19 protein-coding genes are annotated in these 24,848 nt (G+C 43.8%); 9 read left to right on the forward strand and 10 right to left on the reverse strand.

What is annotated here, in order from left to right:
• Positions 1–23 precede the first annotated feature (23 nt).
• Genes VL525_RS03780 through VL525_RS03810 form a run of 7 tightly spaced genes read left to right on the forward strand, consistent with a single transcriptional unit; the run spans position 24 to position 7,602 of the window.
• Complete coding sequence (locus VL525_RS03780) at positions 24–1,397, forward strand: sigma-54 dependent transcriptional regulator (protein ID WP_325383507.1); 1,374 nt, start codon at positions 24–26, stop codon at positions 1,395–1,397.
• Positions 1,381–2,679 carry a sensor histidine kinase gene (locus VL525_RS03785; RefSeq protein WP_325383509.1) on the forward strand — a complete coding sequence of 433 codons (1,299 nt, stop codon included), beginning with the start codon at positions 1,381–1,383 and terminating at the stop codon, positions 2,677–2,679. The genes VL525_RS03780 and VL525_RS03785 overlap by 17 nt, the downstream gene beginning before the upstream one ends.
• Positions 2,680–2,703: 24 nt before the next feature.
• Positions 2,704–4,239: a beta-N-acetylhexosaminidase gene (locus VL525_RS03790; RefSeq protein ID WP_325383511.1), complete on the forward strand. Its 1,536-nt coding sequence runs from the start codon at positions 2,704–2,706 to the stop codon at positions 4,237–4,239.
• Positions 4,236–5,435, forward strand: coding sequence for an N-acetylglucosamine-6-phosphate deacetylase (nagA, locus tag VL525_RS03795; protein WP_325383513.1), 1,200 nt, complete (start codon positions 4,236–4,238; stop codon positions 5,433–5,435). The genes VL525_RS03790 and nagA overlap by 4 nt, the downstream gene beginning before the upstream one ends.
• Positions 5,419–6,183, forward strand: a complete 765-nt coding sequence (locus VL525_RS03800) for a glucosamine-6-phosphate deaminase (RefSeq protein WP_325383515.1) — start codon at positions 5,419–5,421, stop codon at positions 6,181–6,183. The genes nagA and VL525_RS03800 overlap by 17 nt, the downstream gene beginning before the upstream one ends.
• Before the next feature lie 22 nt (positions 6,184–6,205).
• A complete protein-coding gene (locus tag VL525_RS03805) occupies positions 6,206–7,141 on the forward strand; it encodes a Nif3-like dinuclear metal center hexameric protein (protein WP_325383517.1) in 936 nt (311 codons plus the stop codon).
• Positions 7,141–7,602, forward strand: coding sequence for a GNAT family N-acetyltransferase (locus VL525_RS03810; protein WP_325383519.1), 462 nt, complete (start codon positions 7,141–7,143; stop codon positions 7,600–7,602). Before VL525_RS03805 ends, VL525_RS03810 begins: the two co-directional genes overlap by 1 nt.
• A 35-nt stretch (positions 7,603–7,637) precedes the next feature.
• On the opposite strand, the gene VL525_RS03815 is transcribed toward VL525_RS03810, so the two are convergent.
• Complete coding sequence (locus VL525_RS03815; RefSeq protein ID WP_325383521.1) at positions 7,638–8,702, reverse strand: type I restriction endonuclease; 1,065 nt, start codon at positions 8,700–8,702, stop codon at positions 7,638–7,640.
• A 223-nt stretch (positions 8,703–8,925) separates the two neighbouring features.
• On the opposite strand from VL525_RS03815, the gene VL525_RS03820 reads away from it, so the two are divergent.
• A complete protein-coding gene (locus tag VL525_RS03820) occupies positions 8,926–10,449 on the forward strand; it encodes an alpha-isopropylmalate synthase regulatory domain-containing protein (protein ID WP_325383523.1) in 1,524 nt (507 codons plus the stop codon).
• A 331-nt stretch (positions 10,450–10,780) separates the two neighbouring features.
• On the opposite strand, the gene VL525_RS03825 is transcribed toward VL525_RS03820, so the two are convergent.
• A complete protein-coding gene (locus VL525_RS03825; RefSeq protein WP_325383525.1) occupies positions 10,781–10,960 on the reverse strand; it encodes a hypothetical protein in 180 nt (59 codons plus the stop codon).
• A gap of 255 nt (positions 10,961–11,215) precedes the next feature.
• On the reverse strand, positions 11,216–13,417 hold the full coding sequence (locus VL525_RS03830) for a right-handed parallel beta-helix repeat-containing protein (RefSeq protein ID WP_325383527.1): 2,202 nt from the start codon (positions 13,415–13,417) through the stop codon (positions 11,216–11,218).
• A 202-nt stretch (positions 13,418–13,619) separates the two neighbouring features.
• On the opposite strand from VL525_RS03830, the gene VL525_RS03835 reads away from it, so the two are divergent.
• Positions 13,620–14,246 (forward strand): phosphatase PAP2 family protein, encoded by a 627-nt coding sequence (locus VL525_RS03835; protein WP_325383529.1) that lies wholly within the window; start codon positions 13,620–13,622, stop codon positions 14,244–14,246.
• Between the two features lie 2 nt (positions 14,247–14,248).
• On the opposite strand, the gene VL525_RS03840 is transcribed toward VL525_RS03835, so the two are convergent.
• From VL525_RS03840 to VL525_RS03870, 7 genes are all read right to left on the reverse strand, one after another.
• On the reverse strand, positions 14,249–14,839 hold the full coding sequence (locus tag VL525_RS03840; RefSeq protein ID WP_325383531.1) for a nucleotidyltransferase family protein: 591 nt from the start codon (positions 14,837–14,839) through the stop codon (positions 14,249–14,251).
• A gap of 2 nt (positions 14,840–14,841) precedes the next feature.
• Complete coding sequence (locus tag VL525_RS03845; RefSeq protein ID WP_325383533.1) at positions 14,842–15,975, reverse strand: XdhC/CoxI family protein; 1,134 nt, start codon at positions 15,973–15,975, stop codon at positions 14,842–14,844.
• Positions 15,976–16,151: 176 nt separating this feature from the next.
• On the reverse strand, positions 16,152–17,642 hold the full coding sequence (locus VL525_RS03850) for a RagB/SusD family nutrient uptake outer membrane protein (protein ID WP_325383535.1): 1,491 nt from the start codon (positions 17,640–17,642) through the stop codon (positions 16,152–16,154).
• Between the two features lie 23 nt (positions 17,643–17,665).
• The gene (locus VL525_RS03855) at positions 17,666–21,076 is read right to left on the reverse strand and encodes a TonB-dependent receptor (RefSeq protein ID WP_325383537.1); all 3,411 of its coding nucleotides are present in this window, start codon (positions 21,074–21,076) and stop codon (positions 17,666–17,668) included.
• A gap of 308 nt (positions 21,077–21,384) precedes the next feature.
• The gene (locus tag VL525_RS03860; protein WP_325383539.1) at positions 21,385–22,560 is read right to left on the reverse strand and encodes a FecR family protein; all 1,176 of its coding nucleotides are present in this window, start codon (positions 22,558–22,560) and stop codon (positions 21,385–21,387) included.
• Between the two features lie 89 nt (positions 22,561–22,649).
• Complete coding sequence (locus VL525_RS03865; protein ID WP_325383541.1) at positions 22,650–23,207, reverse strand: RNA polymerase sigma-70 factor; 558 nt, start codon at positions 23,205–23,207, stop codon at positions 22,650–22,652.
• Positions 23,208–23,437: 230 nt separating this feature from the next.
• Positions 23,438–24,847: an efflux transporter outer membrane subunit gene (locus VL525_RS03870; protein WP_325383543.1), complete on the reverse strand. Its 1,410-nt coding sequence runs from the start codon at positions 24,845–24,847 to the stop codon at positions 23,438–23,440.
• Between the last annotated feature and the right edge of the window lies 1 nt (position 24,848).

The following is a 24,848-nucleotide window of genomic DNA, read 5'->3' on the forward strand; positions in this document are numbered from 1 at the left end:
TTGCTTATACTTGCGTTTGTAATATGATACTGATAATTGATGATGATATTGCCGTACGTACCTCGTTGCAATTGCTTTTAAAAAGCGAAGGTTACGAGGTTGCTGATTCACCCGTGCCTGGTGAAGCTTTAACCATCATCAAAAAACGACATCCGGAACTGATCATACTCGATCTTAATTTTTCCATCGCTACTTCTGGTGAGGAGGGTATGAGCTTGCTGTCCAGGATCAGACAGATCGATCCGGCGATACCGGTGATATTGATAACAGGCTGGGGTAGCATCGAACTGGCAGTAAAAGGCATGAAACTTGGCGCCAATGATTTTATTAATAAGCCCTGGAATAACGATCATTTGCTGCAATCAGTAAAAACACTGCTCGACCTTCAGGGTCAAAAGGTGCAACACAGCACCCGAAAACAATTGGATAGCCAGTATAACTTTCAGCATATCATAGGCGAAGACCCGAAAATGCTGGATATATTGGAAACCATCGGGCGGGTTGCGGGCACGGACGCTTCTGTGCTGGTGATGGGTGAAAGCGGAACAGGGAAGGAATTGATAGCAGAAGCCATCCATCAAAACAGTTTGCGGCGAAATAAGCCTTTTATTAAAGTTAACCTGGGCGGCATCTCGACTTCCTTATTTGAAAGTGAGATGTTTGGGCATATCAGGGGAGCGTTTACGGATGCAAGGTTTGACAGGATGGGACGTTTCGAAATGGCGAATAAGGGCACTATTTTTTTGGATGAAATAGGCGAACTGGATGCCGGTAGCCAGGTGAAATTGCTTCGGGTATTACAGGATCGTACCTATGAAGTATTGGGCAGCAGCCGCACAAAAACAGTTGACGTTCGGGTAGTGTGTGCCACTAATAAAAATCTGAATGAACTGGTTGATCGTCAAAGCTTTAGAGAAGACCTGCTTTACCGCATAAACCTGATCACAGTTTATTTACCCGCTTTGCGGGAGCGCCCGAAGGACATCCCTTTGCTAGTGAATTTCTTTATCAATAACCTGAAAGAAATATACAATCGCCCCGGGTTAACGGTATCGGTCAGCACAATGAAGTGGCTGCAAACCCTGCCTTTGCCAGGCAACATCCGCCAGTTGAAAAACCTGGTGGAGCGTTCTATCCTCATCAGCAAAAAGGATGTGCTCGATATTGAAGATTTTCGGTCGCAACTGGAACTATCACCAGTAAAAAAAGGTAATTTGCAAATGCCGGGAGTGGGAGTGGTGACCCTGGAGGAGATGGAAGTCGAGATGATCAAACGCGCGCTTGAATTTCATCACAACAAAATAGCGAAGGCCGCAAAATCATTAGGCCTTACCAGGAGCGCCCTATACCGCAGGCTCGAAAAATACCAGATACCGTTTGATGAAGCTGAGGACTAAGTACATCCTGTTTGTTGTTATCCTGCACCTCATTGTGCTGGTGCTTAGCTACTATATTCTTGAAAAAGACCTGGTATTTTTTATCATATCGGAGGTTTTCGTTATAATCTCGCTGATCATTGCGTGGAATTTGTATCGCCAGTTGATCCAGCCACTAAAGTCACTGATGCAGGGCATTGAGGCTATCCGTGACAGAGATTTTAATGTAAAATTTGTCCCAACGGGTAAACGTGAGGTCGACCAGTTGATAGGCGTGTATAACGAAATGATCGACCACCTGCGTACCGAACGTACCATACAGGAACAGCAGCATTTTTTTCTTGAAAAGTTGATTTATACTTCTCCCACAGGTATCATTATTTTGGATTACGATAACAATATTCACCAGATCAACCCCAAAGCTTGTACTATACTCAATGTTAACGAAAAGGAGTTGCTGAAACTTTCAGTTGAATATTTGCCGGATGAGTTCCTTAAGCATATCAAAATGGTGAAGCCAGGAGATTCAAAAATATTTAAGCTTAACGGGGCTACCACTTATCGCCTGCAGCGGTCACATTTTATCGATCGCGGTTTCGCACGCGATTTTATCATGATAGAGGAACTTACGGCTGAAATACTTGCCGCAGAAAAGAATGTGTACGGTAAGGTGATACGTATGATGGCGCATGAGGTGAATAACACCATCGGACCGGTAAATTCTATTATACAATCTGCCTTAAAAACCGATAAACTATGGGATGGACACCATTCCGACGACTTGAAGGATGCGCTCGGCGTGGGTCTCGACCGCAACCAGAACCTTAATCTTTTCATACGCAACTTTGCCGACCTGGTTAAGCTGCCTGAGCCAAATCGTAAACTCATCGACCTGAACAAGCTGGTTACATCAGTAGTTACGCTGATGGAACTTCGGGCATCTGAAAAGGACGTCAAATTGATTGCTCAATTGAACCCTATGCCCGTTAATATCTCCGCTGACGAACAGCAAATGGAACAAGTGCTGATCAATATCGTTAAAAATGCCATCGAGGCGATTGGTGAAAACGGCGAAGTGAAGCTCTCTGTAAACCTGATGCCAAGGCAATTAATTATCAGCGATACCGGCAAAGGCATAAGCCGCGAACAAAGTGAGCAGTTGTTCACGCCTTTCTTCACCACTAAAAAAGACGGACAAGGCATAGGTCTTACACTGGTTCGTGAGATACTGGTCAATCACGCTTTTGAATTTTCCTTAAAAACAGTGGCACCGCGGCAGACAGAGTTTACCATAAACTTTTAATTTTATAGCGTAAACCATTTCGCTATGAAAAAATGTCTTTTGCTTTTACTCGTTATGCTTGCGTATGCCCAAAGTAATTATGCCCAAACGCACGATTTCGCGGTAAAAGGTTTCCATCTCGATCTGCGTATACAGGTAATGCCAATGCCTGCCCTAAAGCAGTTCGCGCTGAAGCTGAAACAAAACGGCATGAATACATTGATCATGGAGTGGGAGGGAACATACCCCTTTGAAAAGCACCCGCTTATTCCAAACCGGTACGCCTACACTAAAGCAGAAATAGTCGATTTTATACAATATTGTAATGGCTTAGGCATTGATGTTATCCCCCTACAGCAAAGTTTCGGGCATGTAGAGTATATATTGCGGAACGAAAAGTACAAAGATCTGCGTGAGGACCAGAAGGATTATTCGCAGGTTTGCCCGCTTCAAACTAAACAGGACAGCCTGCTATTTACTGATCTTTATACCGAACTGGCATCAACGCATACTTCGAAATACATCCATATCGGCGGGGACGAAACTTATCTTTTAGGCCATGATGCGAGATGCCAGAAAAAGGTTGCTGAAGAAGGTAAATCCAAATTATACATCGACTACATCAGGATGTTATGCAACATCGTGATCAAACTTGGTAAGCGCCCGGTGATGTGGGCTGATATCGCACTGAAATACCCGGAGGCTATCAAACTGCTACCTAAAGGAACCATCCTGGTGGATTGGAACTACGGTTGGGATATGAATAACTTCGGCGAGCATAAAAAACTAGTGGAAAGTGGTTTCGAGATTTGGGGTGCACCTGCCCTGCGTTCACACCCGGATAACTATTTCCTGACGGAATGGGAAAAACATTTCAAAAACATCCGCGATTTTGTGCCGGCCTGCCGTAAGCTGGGGTACAAAGGCATGATCATGACCTCATGGTCGACCTCCGGCGCCTATTCTTCAGTTTGGGAAACGGATGAAAACCTTCTTGATCTGTATGCCATCAGGCACGTGTACCCGATCAGCGGTTTTAACATGCTTTTGGCGGCTTACGCTGAAAGTCTGAAATCGGAAAAACCGTTGGACATAGATGGATTTGTCACCAGATACGCAATTGATAACTACGGTTTGAACGAGGACCAGGCGGTTGAGTTCTGGCATGCTTTAAAGACACCGCAATACCAGGTAATGCAGGGCAAAGTAATATCGCCAGCCTCAATGTCGGTTGAACAGTTGCTGGCTGAAGCAGGAAATGCGCTAAATGTATTCAATTCGTTAAATCCCACAAAAAATCAGGAAGAGTTTAAGCAATATGGACTGATGATGACTATTCGTTTACATTATTTAAGTTATGAATTCATTGAATCGAGAGTGAATTCACCATCGTTTGACCCCGCTGAGATACCGGTAGTGCTTGATAAGCTGAAAGACCTTATGAATCGCCAGGCCAGGCTCGATGCGGCTTTTGAACAACTGAACCAGGACTATTTATACCCTGGTGAATTGCAGGAAGAAAGCGAACTTCGTAATGCTAAAGCAGAGTTATTGTATAATAGGTTATCCCGTCAAAAATGACCGCCACACAACTCATCTTAAACGGCCGTGTTATTGCCCGTGATAAAATTTTTGATAATGGAAGCGTATTGGTTTACGACGGCAGAATCACGGTTGTATCTGAAGGCAAGATAGATGCGCCCGATGCTGCTATTATCGATGCCAAAGGACAATACGTTTCGCCTGGTTTTGTTGATATTCATGTCCATGGAGGCGGCGGGCATGATTTTATGGATAACTCGGCCACCGGTTACCTGGAGATCGCCAAAATGCATGCCCGACATGGCACAACGGCGATGTTTCCTACAACTTTGTCCTGCGAAAAAACCGATCTGTTAGATACCTTAAAAGTTTACGAAGAAGCTGACAAGTTAAACATCGCCGGTGCACAATTTATGGGTATCCATTTGGAGGGCCCGTATTTTGCCATGAGCCAGCGTGGTGCGCAGGACCCGCGTTATATCCGAGATCCTGATCCGAAGGAATACCACGAAATATTATCCCAATCAAAATTTATCAAACGCTGGAGTGCCGCGCCCGAACTGAAAGGTGCGATCGAATTCGGGAGTTACATGGTCAGGAACGGCGTTCTGCCTGCCATTGCCCATACCGATGCTATTTATGAGGAAGTGATAGAAGCGTTTAAAGCAGGATATTCGCTGGCTACACATTTTTATTCGGCCATGTCGGGGGTTACCCGACGGAATGCATATCGTTATGCCGGGGTAGTTGAAAGCGCTTACCTGATCGATGATATGGATGTGGAGATCATCGCCGACGGCATACATCTTCCCGCGCCATTGTTAAAGCTTATTTATAAAATAAAGGGCCCGACGCGAACAGCTCTGATAACCGATGCCATGCGCGCTGCGGGTATGCCACCTGGCGAAAGTATTTTGGGCGGACTGAAAAATGGCGCGAAAGTTATTGTAGAGGACGGCGTGGCCAAAATGCCCGACCGCCAATCGTTTGCAGGCAGTGTAGCCACCTTTGACCAGTTGGTTCGCAACATGGTTAAAATGGCAGATGTTCCGTTGATTGAGGCCATTTGCATGGCTTCGCATACCCCGGCGCGTATCATGAAAATTAATAACAAAAAGGGTTCGCTGGAAGTGGGGAAGGACGCCGACATAATATTCTTTGATGACAATATTAATATTAGCAAAACGATGGTTAATGGTAAAATAATGTTTGATAAGCATGCACCGGGAAGTTAAGATAGACGAATTAACGGTCAGGATATATAAGGCCAAGCCGGATATGGGTAATGATGCCGCTGTTATCGTTTGCCAAAAACTCATCGAACTGCTTTCGCGGCAGCAATTTGTCAACATGATCTTTGCTGCGGCGCCGTCTCAAAATGAATTCCTGCAGGCATTGGTCGAACGTAAAGACATAGAATGGAGCCGTGTAAACGCATTCCACATGGATGAATACATCGGCCTGCCCGATGATGCGCCACAAAGCTTTGGGGCTTTTTTAAAAGCAAAAGTATTCGGCCATTTGCCATTCCGTTCAGTCAATTACATTAATGGAAATGCCCCCGATCCCCGGGCTGAATGCCAGAGATATGCTGACTTGCTTTATCAAAATCCACCCGACATCGTTTGCATGGGTATAGGCGAGAACGGGCATATTGCTTTTAACGACCCGCATGTGGCTGATTTTAACGATCCGTTACAAGTTAAGGTCGTTGACCTGGACGAGCCCTGCCGCCAGCAGCAAGTGAACGACGGTTGTTTTGCGGCTCTCGAAAAAGTGCCAACCCATGCCATCACACTAACTATTCCGGCTTTGATGGCCGGCAAGCATATTTACTGCATGGTTCCGGGCAAAAACAAAGCGAAAGCGGTGCAACATACCTTATATAATAGCGTTAATGAACTCGTTCCGGCATCGATATTACGTCAGCATTCAGGGTCGGCGTTGTTTCTTGATGCGGAAAGCAGTTCGTTGTTAAAATAATATATTTGATCAAAAACAAAACATGATGTCAACCGAAAACAATGCAGCTGAAAACAATCCAGGCCGCCGTAAATTCATCCGTGATTCCGCTTTGATAGCCGGGGTGGGAGCAGTCGCTTTATCTATCCCGCAAATGAGTACCGCCGCCGGATTTTTTAAACCCGATGGCGCGTACACCGTCAGGCAGATCATGGATAAGTTTATCAGCCAGGTGCCCGGCGGGGTAAAAAGTAATACTGTTGACACGCTGAAATCAGGCAGCCCGGATACCGTAGTTACCGGCATAGTAACTACCATGTTTGCAACCATCGGTCTTATTGAGAAAGCGATAAAATTGGGCGCGAATTTTATTATCGCTCACGAACCAACTTTCTATAATCATACGGACAACACCGATTGGCTAAAGGACGATGATGTTTATCAATACAAAGCCAACTTGTTAAAGGAACATAATATTGCTGTTTGGCGTAACCACGATTATATACACACAATGAACCCTGATCCGGTCACAACTGCTGCGCTAAAGCTGCTGGACTGGGATCAGTACGCTGATAAGGATATACCTAATATCCTCACCATGTCCAGCACTCCGCTTCACGAATTGATAAGCCATGCTAAAAAAGTATTGCGTATTGATACGGTAAGATACATCGGCGATCTTTCGGCTCCATGCAGGCGGGTAATATTTATGCCGGGAGCCGCCGGCGGCCAGCGCCAGATCGAAACGATCAGTAAAGAAAAACCAAACGTTTTATTCTGCGGCGAAATATCCGAATGGGAAACTGCCGAATATGTACGCGATGCAAGGGCCAAAGGTGATAATATCAATTTGGTGGTGCTGGGCCATATTGCCAGTGAAGAGCCCGGTTCCCAATTTATGTTGGAGTGGCTGGACAAAAATATACCGGGTGTAAAGGTTGATCACATTTCGCCGGGGAATTCATTGAAATTCTATTGATGGAAATAAACTACCGCATCGCGACTAACGCCGATATCCCGGCGTTAGCCAGGCTGCGTTCGGAAACCTGGGGCGAGGCGGATTACTGGATGCCACGGATAACAGGTTATTTAAATGGCACACATCACCCGCAAAAGGCGTTGGCAGCACGCGCTGCTTTCGTAGCGACGGATGGGGATAAGATTGTCGGTTTCATCGCGGGCCACCTGACAGCGCGACTCGATTGTGAAGGTGAACTGCAATGGATAGATGTAACTACCGGTTATCGCAGAAAAGGCATCGCAAGCCAATTGGCCCTGGTATTGGCTGCATGGTTTGGTGAACAAGACGTACAAAAAGTATGCGTCGATCCAGGAAACGATATCGCCCGGAAGTTTTATGCCTCACTTGGCGCTGAAAAGCTGAACCAGCATTGGATGTATTGGAAGGATATAATTATTCTATTAAATAAAGATGATTAGCCCTTTAATAAATAGCACAGTTATTAAATCACTATTTATTTTTTATTTAACCTTTCGACTGTTTTTATTAAAATATCTCCATACTTATATATTTCATCAATCCCACTAATCTCATACTTAATTTCCTTTTTACTTTCATCAAGTATGGCAAGATGCTTTTTATGATCAAGGTACAAACGGCAGATAGTTTTTCTATTATTGTCGTCAAGAAGAATAGCAAAATAAGATTGGGCATCCCTATATGTGATCCTTTTTGCATCTATTGATTGCCTCAATATTGATTTGACTATATAAAATCCTTCAAGCTCTTCTTCGGTAGTAACAATGTTGGATTGTGCGTTTTCCTGCGCCTCTTCAATTTTTATTGCTTCCTGGGCGTCTTTTTGCTTTTCTTGGTTTAATGCTGATTTTAGTCGGTCATTTATTATATCATTAATCAATTGAGCGAATGACCTTTTAATTATCGGAGTAAATTGCTCCTTGATTTTTGACGTTAGTACACCAGGGTAAACTTGTTTAGTGAAGAATGCGATGAAATTCTCGGACGGCGCGTTAATCTCTTTATTTAAAATGATTTTTAGCTCGTTAAGGTATTTAAGTTCACTAGCCGTATTTGTTATGTTTTCTACATCGAAATATGACTTATGAAATTTCTTTAGCTCGGCTATCTCTACTTCCTTTATTTCACTCAATTTGAACTCAAAAAATGGCGTAGTGTCCATTTTATTTTTTTCGACCAGATCTGTATAAAAACGATAGGTCATACCATTAGAAAGCAAGCCAAACTTTGCTTTGGTTGTATGAAAATATCGAAATAGCTGCGAATTATGTGGGTCAAGATTTTCGAGGTGGTGCTTACACTCGATCAAAATAGCCGGTTCTCCATCTTTCATTATAGCATAATCAACCTTTTCTCCCTTTTTAATCCCAATATCAGCAACAAACTCGGGGTTTACTTCAAATGGATTAAACACATCGTAACCCATGATTTGGATAAACGGCATTATTAACGCGTTCTTAGTTGCTTCTTCTGTTTGTATTTGTGGGAGCATTTTTTCAGCACGTACGGCAAGCTGTAGAATTTGATCTTTGAAGTCCATGAGATTAAGGTTGGTTTATAATTTATTAAATATAAGCTATTTATAAGTTATTCAATAAATAATTTTTTGGAAAGCAATATTTAAAAATCCACCTATCCCATAGTCTTTAAGGTTTTTCACAAAATATTACCGATTTACGCTTGTTTTTCCGATTATTGCACTCCTGTTAAAATTTATATTGTTCGCATTCAAATATTTGCGCACAAAGCCTGTTTAAACTATAATGACCAAATCGCAACGCCACATCGAAATAATGGATACCACGCTAAGGGATGGTGAACAAACCAGCGGCGTATCTTTTTCTGCTTCCGAAAAACTGACCATAGCCCAGCTGCTACTCACAGAAGTCAAAGTCGACCGCATCGAAATAGCCTCGGCCAGGGTATCGGAAGGGGAGTTCCAGGCAGTGAAAAAGATCACGGATTGGGCATCTGAAAATGGTTTTATCGATAAGATCGAAGTGCTGACCTTCGTCGATGGCACAACTTCGGTTGATTGGATGGTAAAAGCAGGCGCAAAGGTGATGAACCTGCTGACGAAAGGTTCCATGAACCATTTGAAATACCAGTTAAAGAAAACCCCTGAACAGCATTTTAAAGAGGTGAGCGAGGTGATAGCGTATGCCGCGCAAAATGGTATAGCCTGCAACGTATACCTGGAGGATTGGAGTAATGGTATGCGTCATTCTAAGGATTATGTGTTCCAATATCTTGAATTTTTGGTCACGCAACCCGTCAAGCGAATATTGTTGCCTGATACCCTGGGAGTATTAATACCATCGGAAACCCGCGAATATTTAAAAGAGATAATTGAAAAATACCCGGATATCCATTTCGATTTCCACGCGCATAATGATTACGACCTAAGCATTGCCAATGTACTGGAAGCCGTAAATGCCGGGGTGAAAGGCTTGCACCTTACCATCAATGGTATGGGCGAGCGTGCGGGAAATGCCCCACTGGCAAGCACCATAGCTGTTTTGAATGATTTTGTGAAGGATGTAAAAACATCTGTTGATGAAGGCTCGCTTTATTCGGTAAGTAAGCTAGTGGAAACATTTTCAGGCTTTCGAATCCCTGCTAATAAACCAGTAGTGGGCGAAAATGTGTTTACCCAAACTGCCGGTATACATGCAGACGGTGACAAGAAGAACAACCTGTATTTTAATGACCTGATGCCCGAACGTTTCGGCCGCACGCGTAAATATGCGCTGGGCAAAACGAGTGGTAAGGCGAATATTGAAAATAATTTGCAGCAGTTGGGTATACGCCTTTCTGATGCCGATCTGAAAAAGGTAACCCAAAAGATCATTGAATTAGGCGACAGGAAGGAAACAGTAACCCAATCCGACTTGCCTTATATTATTTCTGATGTACTGGATAGCGATGCAATAGAAGAGAAGGTACATGTAGAAAATTATGTACTTACCCACTCCAAAAATTTAAGGCCGTCGGTTACCCTACGGATCAATGTAAACGGCGAAACATTCGAGGAGCATGCGCAAGGCGATGGTCAATACGATGCTTTTATGAATGCGTTGAAAGTGATCTACCAGAAAAAGAAACTTATACTGCCTATGCTGACGGATTATGCCGTACGAATCCCCCCCGGCGGTAAATCTGATGCACTTTGCGAAACGATCATTACATGGGAGTATGGTGGAAAGGAATTTAAAACCCGCGGACTCGATAGTGATCAGACCGTTTCAGCCATCAAGGCTACTCAAAAGATGCTGAACGTTATTTAGACGCCGTTTGCGGGCTTTGGAATTTGGCATGGGGTGAAAACGGGATAATTTACCACGATTTTGTGCTGTTTGTCATTTTGGCAGTAAATTGTCAGTGATTTCAATGTGGATTTTTATGCCATCTTGGCATAAAAATTGAAAGATGACAAAATGTCAAATGTTATTTCATTTTTGCTTCCGGGATGGAAACTGCAAAAAATCATACTTGATTTTTTAAAAAGATAGAAAAAAAGAACGATTTTTTGATGTTTAACTGGTAAATGAGGGCATGCGGTCTTCTTTTTTGCTAATTCGGCTCCATTTTTTCATAAAACCCGACATTTTTTTTCAGTTATTGGTCATTTTTTTTAAAAAGGAATTTCTTAATCATTTTGTCGTATTTTTTTTCGTCGCCAAAATTTCTGTTTAAAATTTTTTTGCCGTTCGGTTTTTTTTCAAAGTGAATTTTTATTTCTTGTAATTTCCCTTTTTTGTAAATTTTTTCAAAGAAAATGAATTTTTGAAATGGCATGTTTTTAGCGGTAATCGAACCGAGGCACTACGTCCCGTAACTGGTTAGCGCCCACGCTGTAAATGGTTTTATTTAATATATAATAACAAAACATGATAACTGTATTAGAGGTTGCCCTTTTGATAGCTATTATAATAGTACCGTTGGTACCTCAAAAAAGCTCCAGAGTAAAATAATTGATCATATAGATCTTCAATTATCACAGAAAAGCCCTCAGATAAATCTGAAGGCTTTTTTCATTTGAACCTGCAAGTATCACTTTTCTTTATATACAGGCTGAATAATAAGATTTAGCATACCATAATCGCTGTATTGAGCCTGTTCTACACGGATAGTATGGAGACCTTTTAACGTTACTACCGCATCGCGGTGATAATCGGCGTCGTAAATGAGCTTTGAGGGGTCCCAGTTCTCTACCACCAGTTTATCGTCGATGTAAACCCTCACCATCTCCGATGCACTAATCCCGATCCTATAAAGCCCCTGCGGCACATTGATAACTGATGTGGAAACCGTTGCTATCTTCTCCCTTGCAATGTTTTTACCAAAGCCTTTTCCAAATACCGTGCTTAAGTCAGGTCCCTGTGTTGTTTTAACTGGTTGGCCAGCCAATAGCTGCCTGAATTTAGCCTCGTTTTTCAACGGTTCGTTTGTCGTGTCAAACACGAACCATTTTGTTTCCCATTTATAGGGGATATCAAATTGCCTGTAATGGAAGCGGTAAGGCTGCCCTGTTTTGTATTTTGCTCCGAACGTCGAAGTAACGGCCTCGCCGGTATATTCAAATTGAATGTCGATATCGGCCAGCGCAGTTGTATCCCCTTGGACGATGAGACTCCCAGGCACGGTACCTGAAGTTGATGACGGCTGTGTAACCCCTTTTGCGCTGATGATCTTCCACTTACCTGTAGGGCCTGCCATATCTAAACTTATTTTACCTGAACTATCAGTTTTATTCCGCCACGCTATAGGATATTTAAAACTGTAAGGCCCCCATTGGGTCATCATAATATATTTTTTCCCTTGAAGTTGCCCCCCAGGTAAACGCGTATTTTGCCCGTTTGTAATTCCGGCCGGTTTAGGAAAATACCCGCTGTCGATAGTTGGTTTTGCACGGTCGCCCGTTTTATCAAATTCCAGGTCATTTACCGTTGTGTCAAATTTTTGCTGTAAAGAGCTGCCCGATATTTTATTATTTTCTATCAGTACTTTATCTGTATTATTGATATTGAAAACATTCTTCACATCGGTAAAAGCGTTGTTCCTGATGCTGTAGTTGATGCTCCTGGTATCTCTTTTTTGCAGGTAGCCAAAGTCTTTCGGCCTTTTAGGGTTCGACCATAATTCAATACTGGTCTTTTCGCCGGTAAAGTGATTCTGATCAATGATGTTATCTTTCCCATGCTCTATCGCAATTGAGGACATGTTGCCTGCAAAGTCATTATTGGCAATAATGGTATTATAACTAAATCCGCCCCATACACCATGCCAACAATCATGTATAATGTTATTTATCATTTTATTCCGACTGAAGGTAAGCTCGACACCGTTTGTAGGGGCGTAGGAAAAATCGTTCGAGAAAAGCAGATTGTCGTTGCAGCCGCCATCGCCGGTGTCCATCGTCGTTTGGCCAGCCCATAGAAAGAACCCATCGCCCGAATGGGTTACAGAATTCCAGGCAAAGATATTATTGTCGCATTGCTCAAATACAAGGATGCCCGCCGAATCCTGTCCCCGGTAATATATACCATCACTAAACCCGCGCACGTTCCAATCAAGCTTGTTATAAAGTACACGGTTGTTACTGCTCTGGTACATCCCGATCCCGATTCCCGAGTTAAAAGAGAAATTGTTGTTATAAATCAGGCCTCTATTGCAACCGGTCATCATTAGCCCGCATTGCCCTTCGATAATTGTATTGTCATGTACATCAGTGCTGTCGCAATTTCTCAAATAGATCCCCGCTCCAAACCGTAGCCATTCATCTTTCTCGTTATGGTGGTAGCTTTGCCAGTCGGCCAGGTCCTCGCGTTCGCGGTTACTATTCAAATGTTGCCTGAAGTTATAGCTGAAATCACTATTAGATATAGTAAGCCCGTTTATACCCTTCGCCATCAGGCCTACTTTAAAACCCTTAACTATCAGATTTCTTATTGTGATGTTCTTCCCGCTTTTAATAATAACACCTGTACCGGTAAACCTGTCCGGGTATGCGGTTTCCAACGAACCGTCGATTACCGAACCATTGAAATCTACAGTTATATTATCGCCCTCAATTACGACCGGAGCCTGGTACAATGAGTCGGTATGGTTAAAGTGATAGACTTTCTTTTTGATGATCACGGAATGGCTAATGATTACGCCCTTACGTAGCGAAAAGGTGCGGTCTTGTGCCTTAAGTGTAAATACATTTAAAAGGACTACAAAAAGAATACAGATTTTCCGGATATTTTTCATTTTTCAACTGGTGGGCAAATATCGGTGTGATCTGCCCTTTTTTTGGCGTAGAAATCTACAAAAAAGCATCGATTGAAATGTACGCACAATAAAAATGTTAGAATGATGTTAAGTATGTTTTAAATTTGCCCTGGCATACGGACGTCCAATATCGTTCCATGGTATTATAATACAGAAATTTATCACAATTAGAGCAGTTCCATTGAATTTTAGAAGAGTTTTCATTACCCCAATCATATTTGTACTGACGCTTCTGAGTGTCAAATTGTCTGCCCAGGGTCTCGACCTCAGAATACTCGAAAGCATAAATCCGCGTTACCCTACTTCACAATATTGGAAAGCCACGAGTTTATCGGCCTACGTTGCTCCGACAGTTTTGGTTGGCGGGTCCCTTATTTATGGTCTGACATCCGGCGACGAGCATGCAAAATACCAATCATATGAAATAGTTACCGGCTTTGTCTTAAGCTCGGTGGTTATGGAGGGCCTTAAAAAGGCTGTCAATCGTACACGGCCGGGTGATGCGCATCCCGACCTCGTTTTCCCTAGTGCACCTGTACACGGTCAATCCTTTCCATCAGGCCATACCAGCCTTGCTTTTTCTACAGCGGCTGAACTAAGTATTCAATATAAAAAATGGTATATCACAGTACCGGCTTATCTATGGGCCGGCTCGGTCGGGTATTCACGTATGTATCTTGGGAAGCATTATCCGAGTGATGTGATCGGCGGCGCAGTAGTGGGTGTCGGCAGTGTTTATCTTAATTCATGGCTGAATAAGAAGTTTTTCTTTAAATCATATTACGACAAGAAAACTCATTCGAATTAAGGTCAGTCGGCGTGCGACAGCAAATGGTCGTAGTCGTCTTTTGTGTCGATATCGATAGCGCCCTTGCTAAATTCAACGGTTGCGATATCATTCGGTTGGTCTTTCAGGATTTTTTTTGCCCCATCTTTTCCATGCAGCTTCTGCAGCTTCGCAAATAATATTCTATCAAATAAAACGGGCACGCCTACGGCTCCTGCGTAGCTGCAAGCGACAATTTTTTTGCCTGACTGCTGTTTCGTCAGGATCAGTTTTTCCAGAAGTGCCGCATCGGCAAAAGGCTGGTCACAAAGCATAACGATAACATTACTGATATGATCGTCTCTCTCAATTTCGGTTAAGCCGGTTCGTATCGACGAAGCGACCCCTTCCTGCCAACCGGGGTTAATGATGATCAGAATATCGTCCTGTCCGCTGATAACAGGAACGATATCGCCGGCATTCGCACCTAACACAACAAAAATAGGATTGCAGCCGGAACCAACTCCGGCATCGATGGCCCTTTGCAGCAGGGTTTTATCCTCGAATACAAGGTTTTGTTTCGGTTCGCCAAGCCTTGATGAGCAGCCTGCAGCAAGAATAATAAGCCCGGTCATTATTACGATAATTTTAAATCGGTATTGTGAATAGGGGTGTCCTTGAGCTTTAATGAGCAGCCATTTCTTGATGACAATACTGCCTTAATTTCGGCAACAATCGACAATGCGATCTCTTCCGGCCCTTCGGAGCCTATGTCCAGCCCAACCGGGCCATAGATCCGGCTTAACTGGTCGTCGGTGATCTGCACACCACCTTCCTCTAATTCACCCAGGATACGTTCCAATTTCTTTTTGGGGCCCAGGATACCGATATAGGGTAGTTGCATTGGTAATAATTCTTTCAATAAAGCTATCTCGTAATTGTAATTGTGTGTCATCAGCACAAAGGCTGTCCATTTATTTATTATGATATGTGACAGTGCCTGTTCCGGTTTGGACACTATGACTTTTTTTGCTAAGGGGAATCGCGCAGGTTCGGCGTAGGAAGGGCGCCCGTCGATCACTGTAATATCCCAGCCTAAAACAGAAGCGATCTTTGTCAACGGAACAGCATCGTTTCCCGCGCCAATGATCACCAGGGATATCAATGGCTTCACATGCTCCACAAAAGCCGTGTATTCGATGCCATCGCGATAATACATAGTTTCGGATCGCTGGTTTTCCAAAACACTTAAAGCGTCGTTAAAAAGATCGTGATAATAGGGCAGATTTTCCGCCCGGGTGGTTATTTTACCATTATCCATCAAGCAAATACAAGTACCCGGCTGCTTTGTTTTTCTATCCGCTGTCGAAAAAATAGTAACAAGCACGGCATGACTTCGATTATTAATGATCTTTTTTAATAAACTGACAGGATTATGAAGCTGGTCATTTATAGGTTCTATGAGGATATGGATAAGACCATTGCAACCCAGGCCAACTCCCAATTTGGCATCGTCATCGTCGCGGGTGTCGTAGGTAACAAGCAACGGCTCCTGCTGTAATATCACCATGCGTGCCTTGCGTAAAGCATCCCCTTCCAGGCAGCCGCCGCTAATTGCGCCGGTAAGTTGCCCGTCTTCTGTAATAAGCATCCGGGCACCCGCGCGACGATAGGCAGAGCCCTCGACCTGCACCACAGTAGCGAGCGCAGTTTTTTTCCCCTCTTTAAACGCTTCGTCGTAAGCGGCAACAATGTCAATAATCTCCTTCATCCTTTATGGGCACTCCTTAAAATTAAAAGGCAATAACAAATTACAGCTTTTACATAATACAAAACAATTGGTAATAATAAAAATTGCGTTACCCGGGTTTATGGAGGTGAAGCTATAGTTATGGACATAAAAAAGGCCGGGTTTTAATACCCGGCCCTGCTGTTGTTGTGAGCAAATTACCAACCCGGATTTTGGGTCAGTTTGTTGTTGGTGCTTATCTCGCGCTGGGGGATAGGCCATAGATAATATTGTTCCTTCATGGTTACGCCCTGCTCATTAGGGGTTGATAATGCGTCGCCGAAAGTGTTGTTTACGACATCATATACCATATGAGTACGCTGGATATCAAAATAAGCCTTGTCTTCATAAGCAAGCTCGTGGTAACGCTCCCTCCATATCGCTTCGCGGAACTGATCTTTGGTCAAGCCGCTTAATGGCGCTAACTTAGCCCTGGCCCTGATTTTGTTAACCTGGTCGTAAGCTGCTTGCGTTGGTCCGCTAACTTCGTTGGTTGCTTCCGCATAGATCAGCATGGCTTCCGGTAACCGCAGGAAGGTCCAGTTCTCGTCGCTCTGACCATTACCCAGTGCGCTTTCCGCATGGAAATACTTATACAATGCATGTACGCCAAAAACTACTGTTTTAGTGTCGTCACCATACTGCGGGTAGCTTGAAAAATAGAATTGACGCTCCTCGGCCCGCAGGTCTCCCGCTTCGTAACTCGCCACAAACTCATCCGTAGGGATCATAGCGCCCAAATGGTCGCCGTAAGCGCCGACTGGAAGGTTGAACGGTAAAGTCAACTGCGGTATGGCATTCGTAGCTACACCAACCAGATATTGCCCCTGGAATATCAGTTCACCCTGATTTTTGTGCGCATTGTCGTGCAGGTAAGCATAATTATCAAACAAGGTATATTCATTTAATACTTTTTCTGCTTCGGTTGCGGCAAGGGCATAATTGTCGGTTTTTTGCATCGGGAAGCCAGCCGTAGTTAAGTAGACGCTCGCCAGTAAAGTGTGTACAGCACCCAGCGAAACGCGCCCCGTTTGGTCTGTTTCGGGCAGGCCTGAAGCTTCCGCTTTTTGCAGATCGCCAATGATCAGGTCATATACATCGGCAACCGGCGACCGGGAAGGGTAAAGGTCGGGGCTGTTAACCGTTACTGAATTTGTTATCAGCGGCACATCACCATAAAGGCGTACCAAATGATAATAAAAGAAAGCCCGCAGAAAATAAACCTCACCCAACAGTTTGTTCTTTTGTGTGTCGTCCATGGCGATGCCAGGTATACGCTCCAGCGCAAGGTTGGCATTCGCTATAGCGTTGTAGCTATTCTGCCAAACGTCTTCAAATCCAGGATTAACAGGGTCCGTACGCTGATGTATCACGTTCCCGTTGTTGACACTTTGTCCCAATGAAGTTGCATGGCCGGCAAAAAGTTCAATAGTAATAAACGGGCTTTCACCGTAAGCATCTCCATTCTGAAACAAGTGTAATTGAGTATATATCCCATTAACAAAGGTTTGAGCCTGCGACGCGGTGGTGAAATAATTATTCTTTACAAAGTTGCCATAGTCCTTTTCATTAAGATACTTTTTGCAACTGCTTACAGAAAGGACCAGTAGAACAATGCAGATCCAATATTTTCTTAAATTAAATTTCATGATCGTATGTTTTTGGCTTTTGATTAAAAACTAGCATTTACTCCAAGTAAAAAGGTTCTCGGTTTTGGATAGTCGTAAAACTGGATGCCCTGCGTGAAGTTACTGCTGCCATTATAGGTTGACGTTTCGGGGTCGTAGCCTGTGTAATGAGTCAAAAGGAACAGGTTCTGTGCCTGGACATAAACCCTCAGTCTGCTTAACGCGATCCGTTTAACAAGATCCTGTCCGAAGGTATATCCCAACGTCACCGTTTTGCCGCGGATAAACGAGCCATTCTCAACTTTGGTGGAATAAATCTCCGTCTGATAACGAACGAAAGCAGGTCTGTCCTCCGCTATAAAAGTATTCTGGTTTTCAGGTGTCCATGCATTCAATACCGTAGCGTAGCTATTTGCCTGCCCGGTACGGTCCTGGCCCGAGTGACGGGTGAGGTTCATGATCTGGTTCCCATAGTCAAACTGCAACTCGATGCCGAGATCAAAGCCTTTATAACGGAAGGTGTTGGTCAGCGTACCATATCCGTCGGGAATCGATTTGCCTAATACCGTTTTATCATCGGCTGTTATTTTGCCATCACCGTTCTTATCAAATATTTTCAAATCGCCCGGCAGCAAGCCGTATTTAGCTGCTTCGGTTGCTTCGGCAGTTCCCCAGGTACCTAATACTTTATAACCCCAGAAAGTTCCGGCAGGTAATCCTACCCGCGCCAGGTTAAACTGGGAAAGGAATGTTGGGCCAAGGAAGATATCGTCGTTTGATGCTCCCAAGCTCAATATTTTGTTCCTAAGGAACGAGATATTAAAACTGGTGTTCCAGCTAAAGTTGCTCGACCTGATGTTTACACTGTTGATCGTTAACTCGATGCCTTCGTTGCGAATGCTTCCGATGTTTTTATAAACACTATTGAATCCGCTTGTTTCGGGTAAAGGAGCGTTGAGCAACAGGGCCTTGGTTTTTTTCAGAAATGCATCGGCTTCGATGTTAAGCCGGCTGTTAAACAATCCGAGTGAAAACCCGAAGTCGTATTCTGCCGTTTTTTCCCATTGCAGGTCGTCATTCCCTATGCTGGTGAGGGTTGTGCCAATAGCCTGTGTGCCACCAAAAACATAGTTTGTTGTATTAATATTTGCCAATGATTGATATTCGCCGATCTCCGAATTACCTGTTAAACCGTAGCTTAATCTAAGTTTCAGATCGGATATGGTTTTATTGTTTTTCAAGAAATCTTCCTCTGACACTCTCCAGGCAATTGCAGCGGACGGAAAGAAACCATATTTGGCGTTTGTTCCGAATCGTGATGAACCGTCTTCGCGCCCGGTTACGGTCAACAAGTATTTTTCTTTGTAGTTGTAATTGATCCTTCCGAAAAATGACTGCATTTGCCATGCATCGTAATTTGAAGAGGGTATGCCCGGTATGCCGCCTGAACCCAGGTTATAATATTGATAATAGTTGTCTGAAAGATCTTGCGTCGATCCATAAGAACGTAATTGACTGAAATTCTGGCGCTCGGTACCTACAACTACGTTGATGGTATGCACTTTGTTAAACACCTTATTGTAGGTTAAATGATTTTCCCATTGCCAGAAAGTATTATTCCATTGATCAATCGAAGCTGAACTGTAAGTTTGGTTAGCAGTTGAACCGCCGACAAGCCCGCTTTGGAAATGGGGATGAGTGTTACTGGAATTGGTTACGCCGATGGTCGTCTTAAAATCAAGACCGGGGAAGAATGTTATATCTGCGTAGCCATTACCGCTAAACACCCTGTTGTAAGTAAGCGACTCGATCTCGTTTGCTTGTGCAACCGGGTTGTCACCACCTTCCATATTAGGATAATCCGTCCGTTTTCCATAGCTTCCGTCAGGGTATCTAATCGGTATGATTGGGATCATTTCGATCAGCATACGGGGGATGTTATTACCGCCGGTACCATCGTCCGCTGTGCGGGTAACCCGGTCGTCATAGTTAATGGTCGCGCCCACTTTTAACCACGATTTGGTTTGATGGTCAAAAGTCAACCTGGCATTGTACCGTTTCTGATAGCTGTTCAGGATGATACCCTCGTCGTTGGCATAATTCAGGAATAAGCCGTAGTTCAAATTATCGGCCGAACCTGTAAATGAAAGATTATGGTTCTGGCCGTACGCAGTGCGGGTTGTTGCCTTTTGCCAATCCACGTCATATAAAGGGTTTAAGTTCGAGTCGAACAATTTGCCTATCAAAGCCGTCCTGATCTTTACCGGGTCGTCATCAGCATATTTACCTGCTGCCCATCCTGCCGGGTCATATTTTTGAATATTTTTATAAGATTGATCCTCCACAGCTAAAAATTCTTTGGCATTCAGCACCGGGATCTCATGGGCCATATTGCTGATACTTCCGTAAGCATCGTAACTTACCGTGCCGCCTTTTTTGCCCCCGCCGCGCTTGGTGGTTACTAAAATTACACCGTTAGCACCGCGCGTACCATATATCGCGGTCGAAGACGCATCTTTCAATACGTCAATTGACGCTATGTCATTCGGGTTAATCGAACTTCCGCCTTCGGTCCAAACCACGCCGTCGACCACATATAACGGATCGGTTGTGGTATTTATAGAACTGTAACCACGTATCCTCACCTTTGTTTCGCCGCCCGGTGCGCCCGAGTTAACCGATACATTAACACCCGCTATCCTACCCGCCAATTCCTGTTCTACATTTATTGCGGGGTGCTCTTCTAACTCTTTGCTGTTCACACTTCCTACTGCACCGGTAAGATCGACACGTTTTTGCGTGCCATAACCTACTACTACCACTTCGCTTAGGGACTTTTGGCTTTCGGCGAGCTTTACATCGACCGTCTCACGATTGGCAATAGGTACTTCCTGGGTAACATAGCCAATGTAACTGAACACCAGCGTTGCCCCGCCGTCCACGTTATCGAACGTGTATTTCCCGTTTACGTCGGTAACAGTACCCACGCCGGTGCCTTTTACTTTAATCGATACTCCAGGTAAAGGAAGTCCTTTTTCATCGCTTACCGTTCCCTGTACTTTCTGGGGGGCGGCAGCTGCTTTGGTAGATGCAGGGTCGTCTTTGGCCTTAATAACTATTGTTTGATCGATTATCTTATAAGTGAGCGGTTGGCCTTTCAGGCACTGATCCAGCGCCTCCGTAACCGTTGCATTTGATAGATCGATGTTTACTTTTGATGTTTTAGCAAGCACGTCCTCCTCGTACAGGTAATTGTACCCGCTTTGCTTTTTAATCAACTTTAATACTTTACCTACCGAGGTACGATTTTGGTGGATATTGATGCTTTGACTGTAAGTTTTGGCACTCACGTTAACCATCGCTGCAATAATAAAAACAACGGTTAGCTTCATAGCTAATAGAATTTTGAACAGGCCATGCCTGTCTATAGGCAAGACCTTACAATTTAATTTCATAGTTTTGTAGTGTTTGGGTTAATAACCTGGTTTCCAATTCACGATTGTAAAATGAGGGTAACCCAGATATTGACCGGGATAGCGCTGCAACGCTACCCGGTTCATTTACCTGGCCTCAACTATCTCAAATAAAAAGTTTGCTGTTTACGGTGCTCGAAGTATCGGTTTTCTCATGGGATCTGTTTTTAAATTTAGTAATTGGTCATTTTTAGTATCCGGCTCAAATGGTAGTTGAACCGATATCTTGTAAAACCAGCCTGGTAAAGCTGATCTTAAATGTTTTTCATTAGTTTATAAATGTGCAGGCGTCAGGAGCCGACGACGATGGTTTTGTCGCTTATCCTGAAATTCACACCTGTATATTTTAGCATTTTTAACAATTCGGACAGGTTCACACTGCGCGAAATGCTGCCGGTGAACCGCCTGTCGGATATATTGCCTTCGTATTTAATGGTTACATCATACCATCTTGAAGCCTGGCGCATGATGAATGGTATGTCGGCTTTCTCGAAAACAAAGCTGCCTTCCTTCCATGCCAGGATATCGTCCGTATCTACCGTGTTTATGCTAATGTCAGCCTTTCCGGAATTCGATACATTGGCTTGCTCATCAGGTTTGAGAAAAACTGTCTGGCCCCCGGCCGATACCTTTACGCTACCTTCTGCGAGTGTGGTTTTGATCGACCTCTCGTCCGTGTAAGCGTTAATGTTAAAATGAGTTCCTAAAACTTCCACCGTTTGTTTGCCGGCGATAACCCTAAACGGCAGGTGCTTGTTTTTAGCTACCTCGAAATAAACTTCGCCGGTAATATTCACCCGGCGCTCTCCTTTGGTGAAAACGGTAGGAAAGGTGATGGACGATGCTGCGTTGAGCCAAACCTTTGTGCCGTCGCTTAACACCACCTGGAATTGACCACCACGGGGGGTAGAGATAGTATTGTAAACAACCGGAAGATTATTAGTGACCGAAGCAGGGGGCACGTATATAAGCTGGTTAGTTTTTGCTTTGTTTAACAGTGTTTTTCCCTGTTTGGCCAGCACGCCGTTTTTTGCATCATTTAAAACGATCTTTGACCCATTAGCCAACGTAAGTACAGCTTTATTGCCACCGGGAGCAACATCATTTTTTACTAATTTTTGCTGATAGGCAATATCACCTTTTTGAGTGATCTTTTTTCGTATATGGAAATAAACAAGAGGGATAGATAAAAGCAGTAAACAAGCCGCCGCTATGGAGGCCCACCGCATGTATCTTATTTTATTTCGATGCGAGCGGTCGTATTTAATAGCCTCGTTTACCTTGTTTAATATCCTGGCCCGGTGCGATTCTTCATCTTCTGCAAAACCTGCCGGGATATCTACCGGCATGTCCTGACCTGTGTTGTACCACGCTGCAAATTCCTCCTGCTCGGCAGGAGTAATGGTTTTATTAAGCCATTTTTTGGCCAGTTCCTGGTATCTGTCTAAGGATCCGTTACTGTTCATTTAGCGTGCTTTAATATATAAGTCCGCCAGTAGGATGATATCCCTTAGTGTAACTGAAAATATTTTTTAAGAAGTCTTGCGGGATGCGTTCAGAGAAGAAATTGGCTTAACCGTGCACGCAAGGTTTTGAGGGCCTTGCCAAGATGAGCCTCAACAGTTTTTTCGGAAATACCCATTTCCGCTGCTATCTTTTTTTGAGAATATCCCGATTCACGGCTGAGTTGATAAACCATGCGGCATTTTTCGGGTAATTCGGCTACAAAAATCGTTAGGCGACTTTTTAGTTCTTCAAACTCCAGCCACTCTTCGGTGTAATTATCGGCAATACTGATATGGTCTTTACTGTAACCCAAATACTTTTGCCTGGTATTTCGCTTGTCTAACAATTTGATCACTTTATACTTTACAGATACCGCGAGATAAGAGCTTAGTGTATCAATTACAGTAAGCTCTTCGCGTCTTCTCCATAGCGAAATAAATATGTCCTGCACAATTTCTTCGGCCTCATCCAGGTCGTTTATTTTATTGGCAGCTACGGTAAAAAGTTTCTTCCAGTAACGATTATATATTTCGGTAAATGCATGATTATCATCCGCAGAAAGCCGTTGGATCAATTCACTATCCTCAAGAATATTATAATCGTACATATTCTAATTCAATAAGCAGTATTATAAAATATTTTTTCAGGCAATAATGGAGAGTACCTCTGCTTTGAGATACTGATTCGTAAAACCCAAAAGTAGTATATCCGGTTTTAAAAAAAATACTTGCGTATAAATTAAATTAAAATTAAGGCCGCAAACGTCTGTAAATCGTGCAAAACGCAAAAAAGCGGGCGGAAGATCCGCACCGCTTTTTGCAATTGGTTGTAGTTTATTTATTTCCAGCCACCACCCAGGGCACGGTATAATTCTACCACTGCACCCATTTGCTGTCGTTTTATCGAAGCCTGGTTTAACTCGGCTTGCAGGGCATTGGTTTGCGCTGCTATTACTTCGAGGTAATTGGCCAGATCGCTTTTGAAAAGCAATTGTGAATTTTTGACCGCTTTATGTGTTGTTGCCACCTGCTGGCCGGCTATGGTCATTTGTTGCTCAAGCTTTTCGTTTTGTACCAGCGCGTTACTAACCTCGCCGGTCGCATTTAATACTGACTGCCTGAACTGTAACACTGCTTGCTTACGCTGTACTTTTGCCACCTCAAACTGGGTTTTCAATTCCCGGTGATTAAATATAGGCTGAAGCACCGAACCAGTTACCGTTCCGAATAATGATGCCGGGAGATTGAACCAGGTACTTGCCCGCAAGCTTTCCATACCGCCGGCAGCTGTGATAGTTAACGATGGATACAAATTACCTTGTTTTGCACCAACATTAGCGTTAGCTGCAACCAATGCCATTTCGTTCGACCTGACATCCGGCCGGCGGCTCAAAATGGCTGCAGGCAGCCCGGTTGGTAGTTGCTTTGGTATCTGCACATTGTCGAGGTTAGTTGAATGAGCTACGGACCCTGGCAATTGCCCGGTCAAAATTTGCAGTGCATTTTGCTGGATAGCTATATTTTGTTCCAGCTGAGGTATAAGCAAGGCCGTAGTTTGACGTTGCGCCTCTGCTTGCTGTACAGCAAGAAGGTTTGTTTCGCCTGCATTTTTTAACAAAGTGGTTTGGTTAACCGTGGTATCGGCAAGCTTCAAATTTTGCTTTGCTATATCCAACTGTTTTTCCAGCATCAGCAGGTTATAATAATCCTGCGCTATGTCAGCAACCAATTTAGTCTGTACAGCCTTGGTAGCTTCATAAGTTTGCAGGTATTGCGCCAGCACAACTTCCTTTTGCCTGCGTATTTTGCCCCAAGTATCTATTTCCCACGACAATCCTAAACTGGCATTATAATCTTCGTAGTGATTGCTGCCCGTAATATCGGCCGTCACTCCGTTTATGCCATTTTTTGAAAAGCGGTTATATTGGCCGCTCACCTGCAAATTCAACTCAGGGGTGAGTAGTAGTTTGGCCTGTTTAACCTGCTGACCGGCAATATCGATGCGCTTAAGCGCGATCAACAGATCGTAATTGTATTTGATGCCGCGATCAATGAGACCTTGCAACGTGGTGTCGGTAAAAAATTTTCGCCACTCCACATCAGCTATGCTGCTCGTATCTGCATAAGCAACAGTATTAAATTGCTTAGGCAGATCGACCTCAGGTCGCTGGTAATTCTTCCCAACCTTACAAGCGCTGAACAGCACTATAAGTAAAGCGGAGTATATAATGATCCTATACTTGTTCATG

It is taken from the genome of Mucilaginibacter sp. (genome assembly GCF_035492695.1).
GTDB lineage: Bacteria > Bacteroidota > Bacteroidia > Sphingobacteriales > Sphingobacteriaceae > Mucilaginibacter.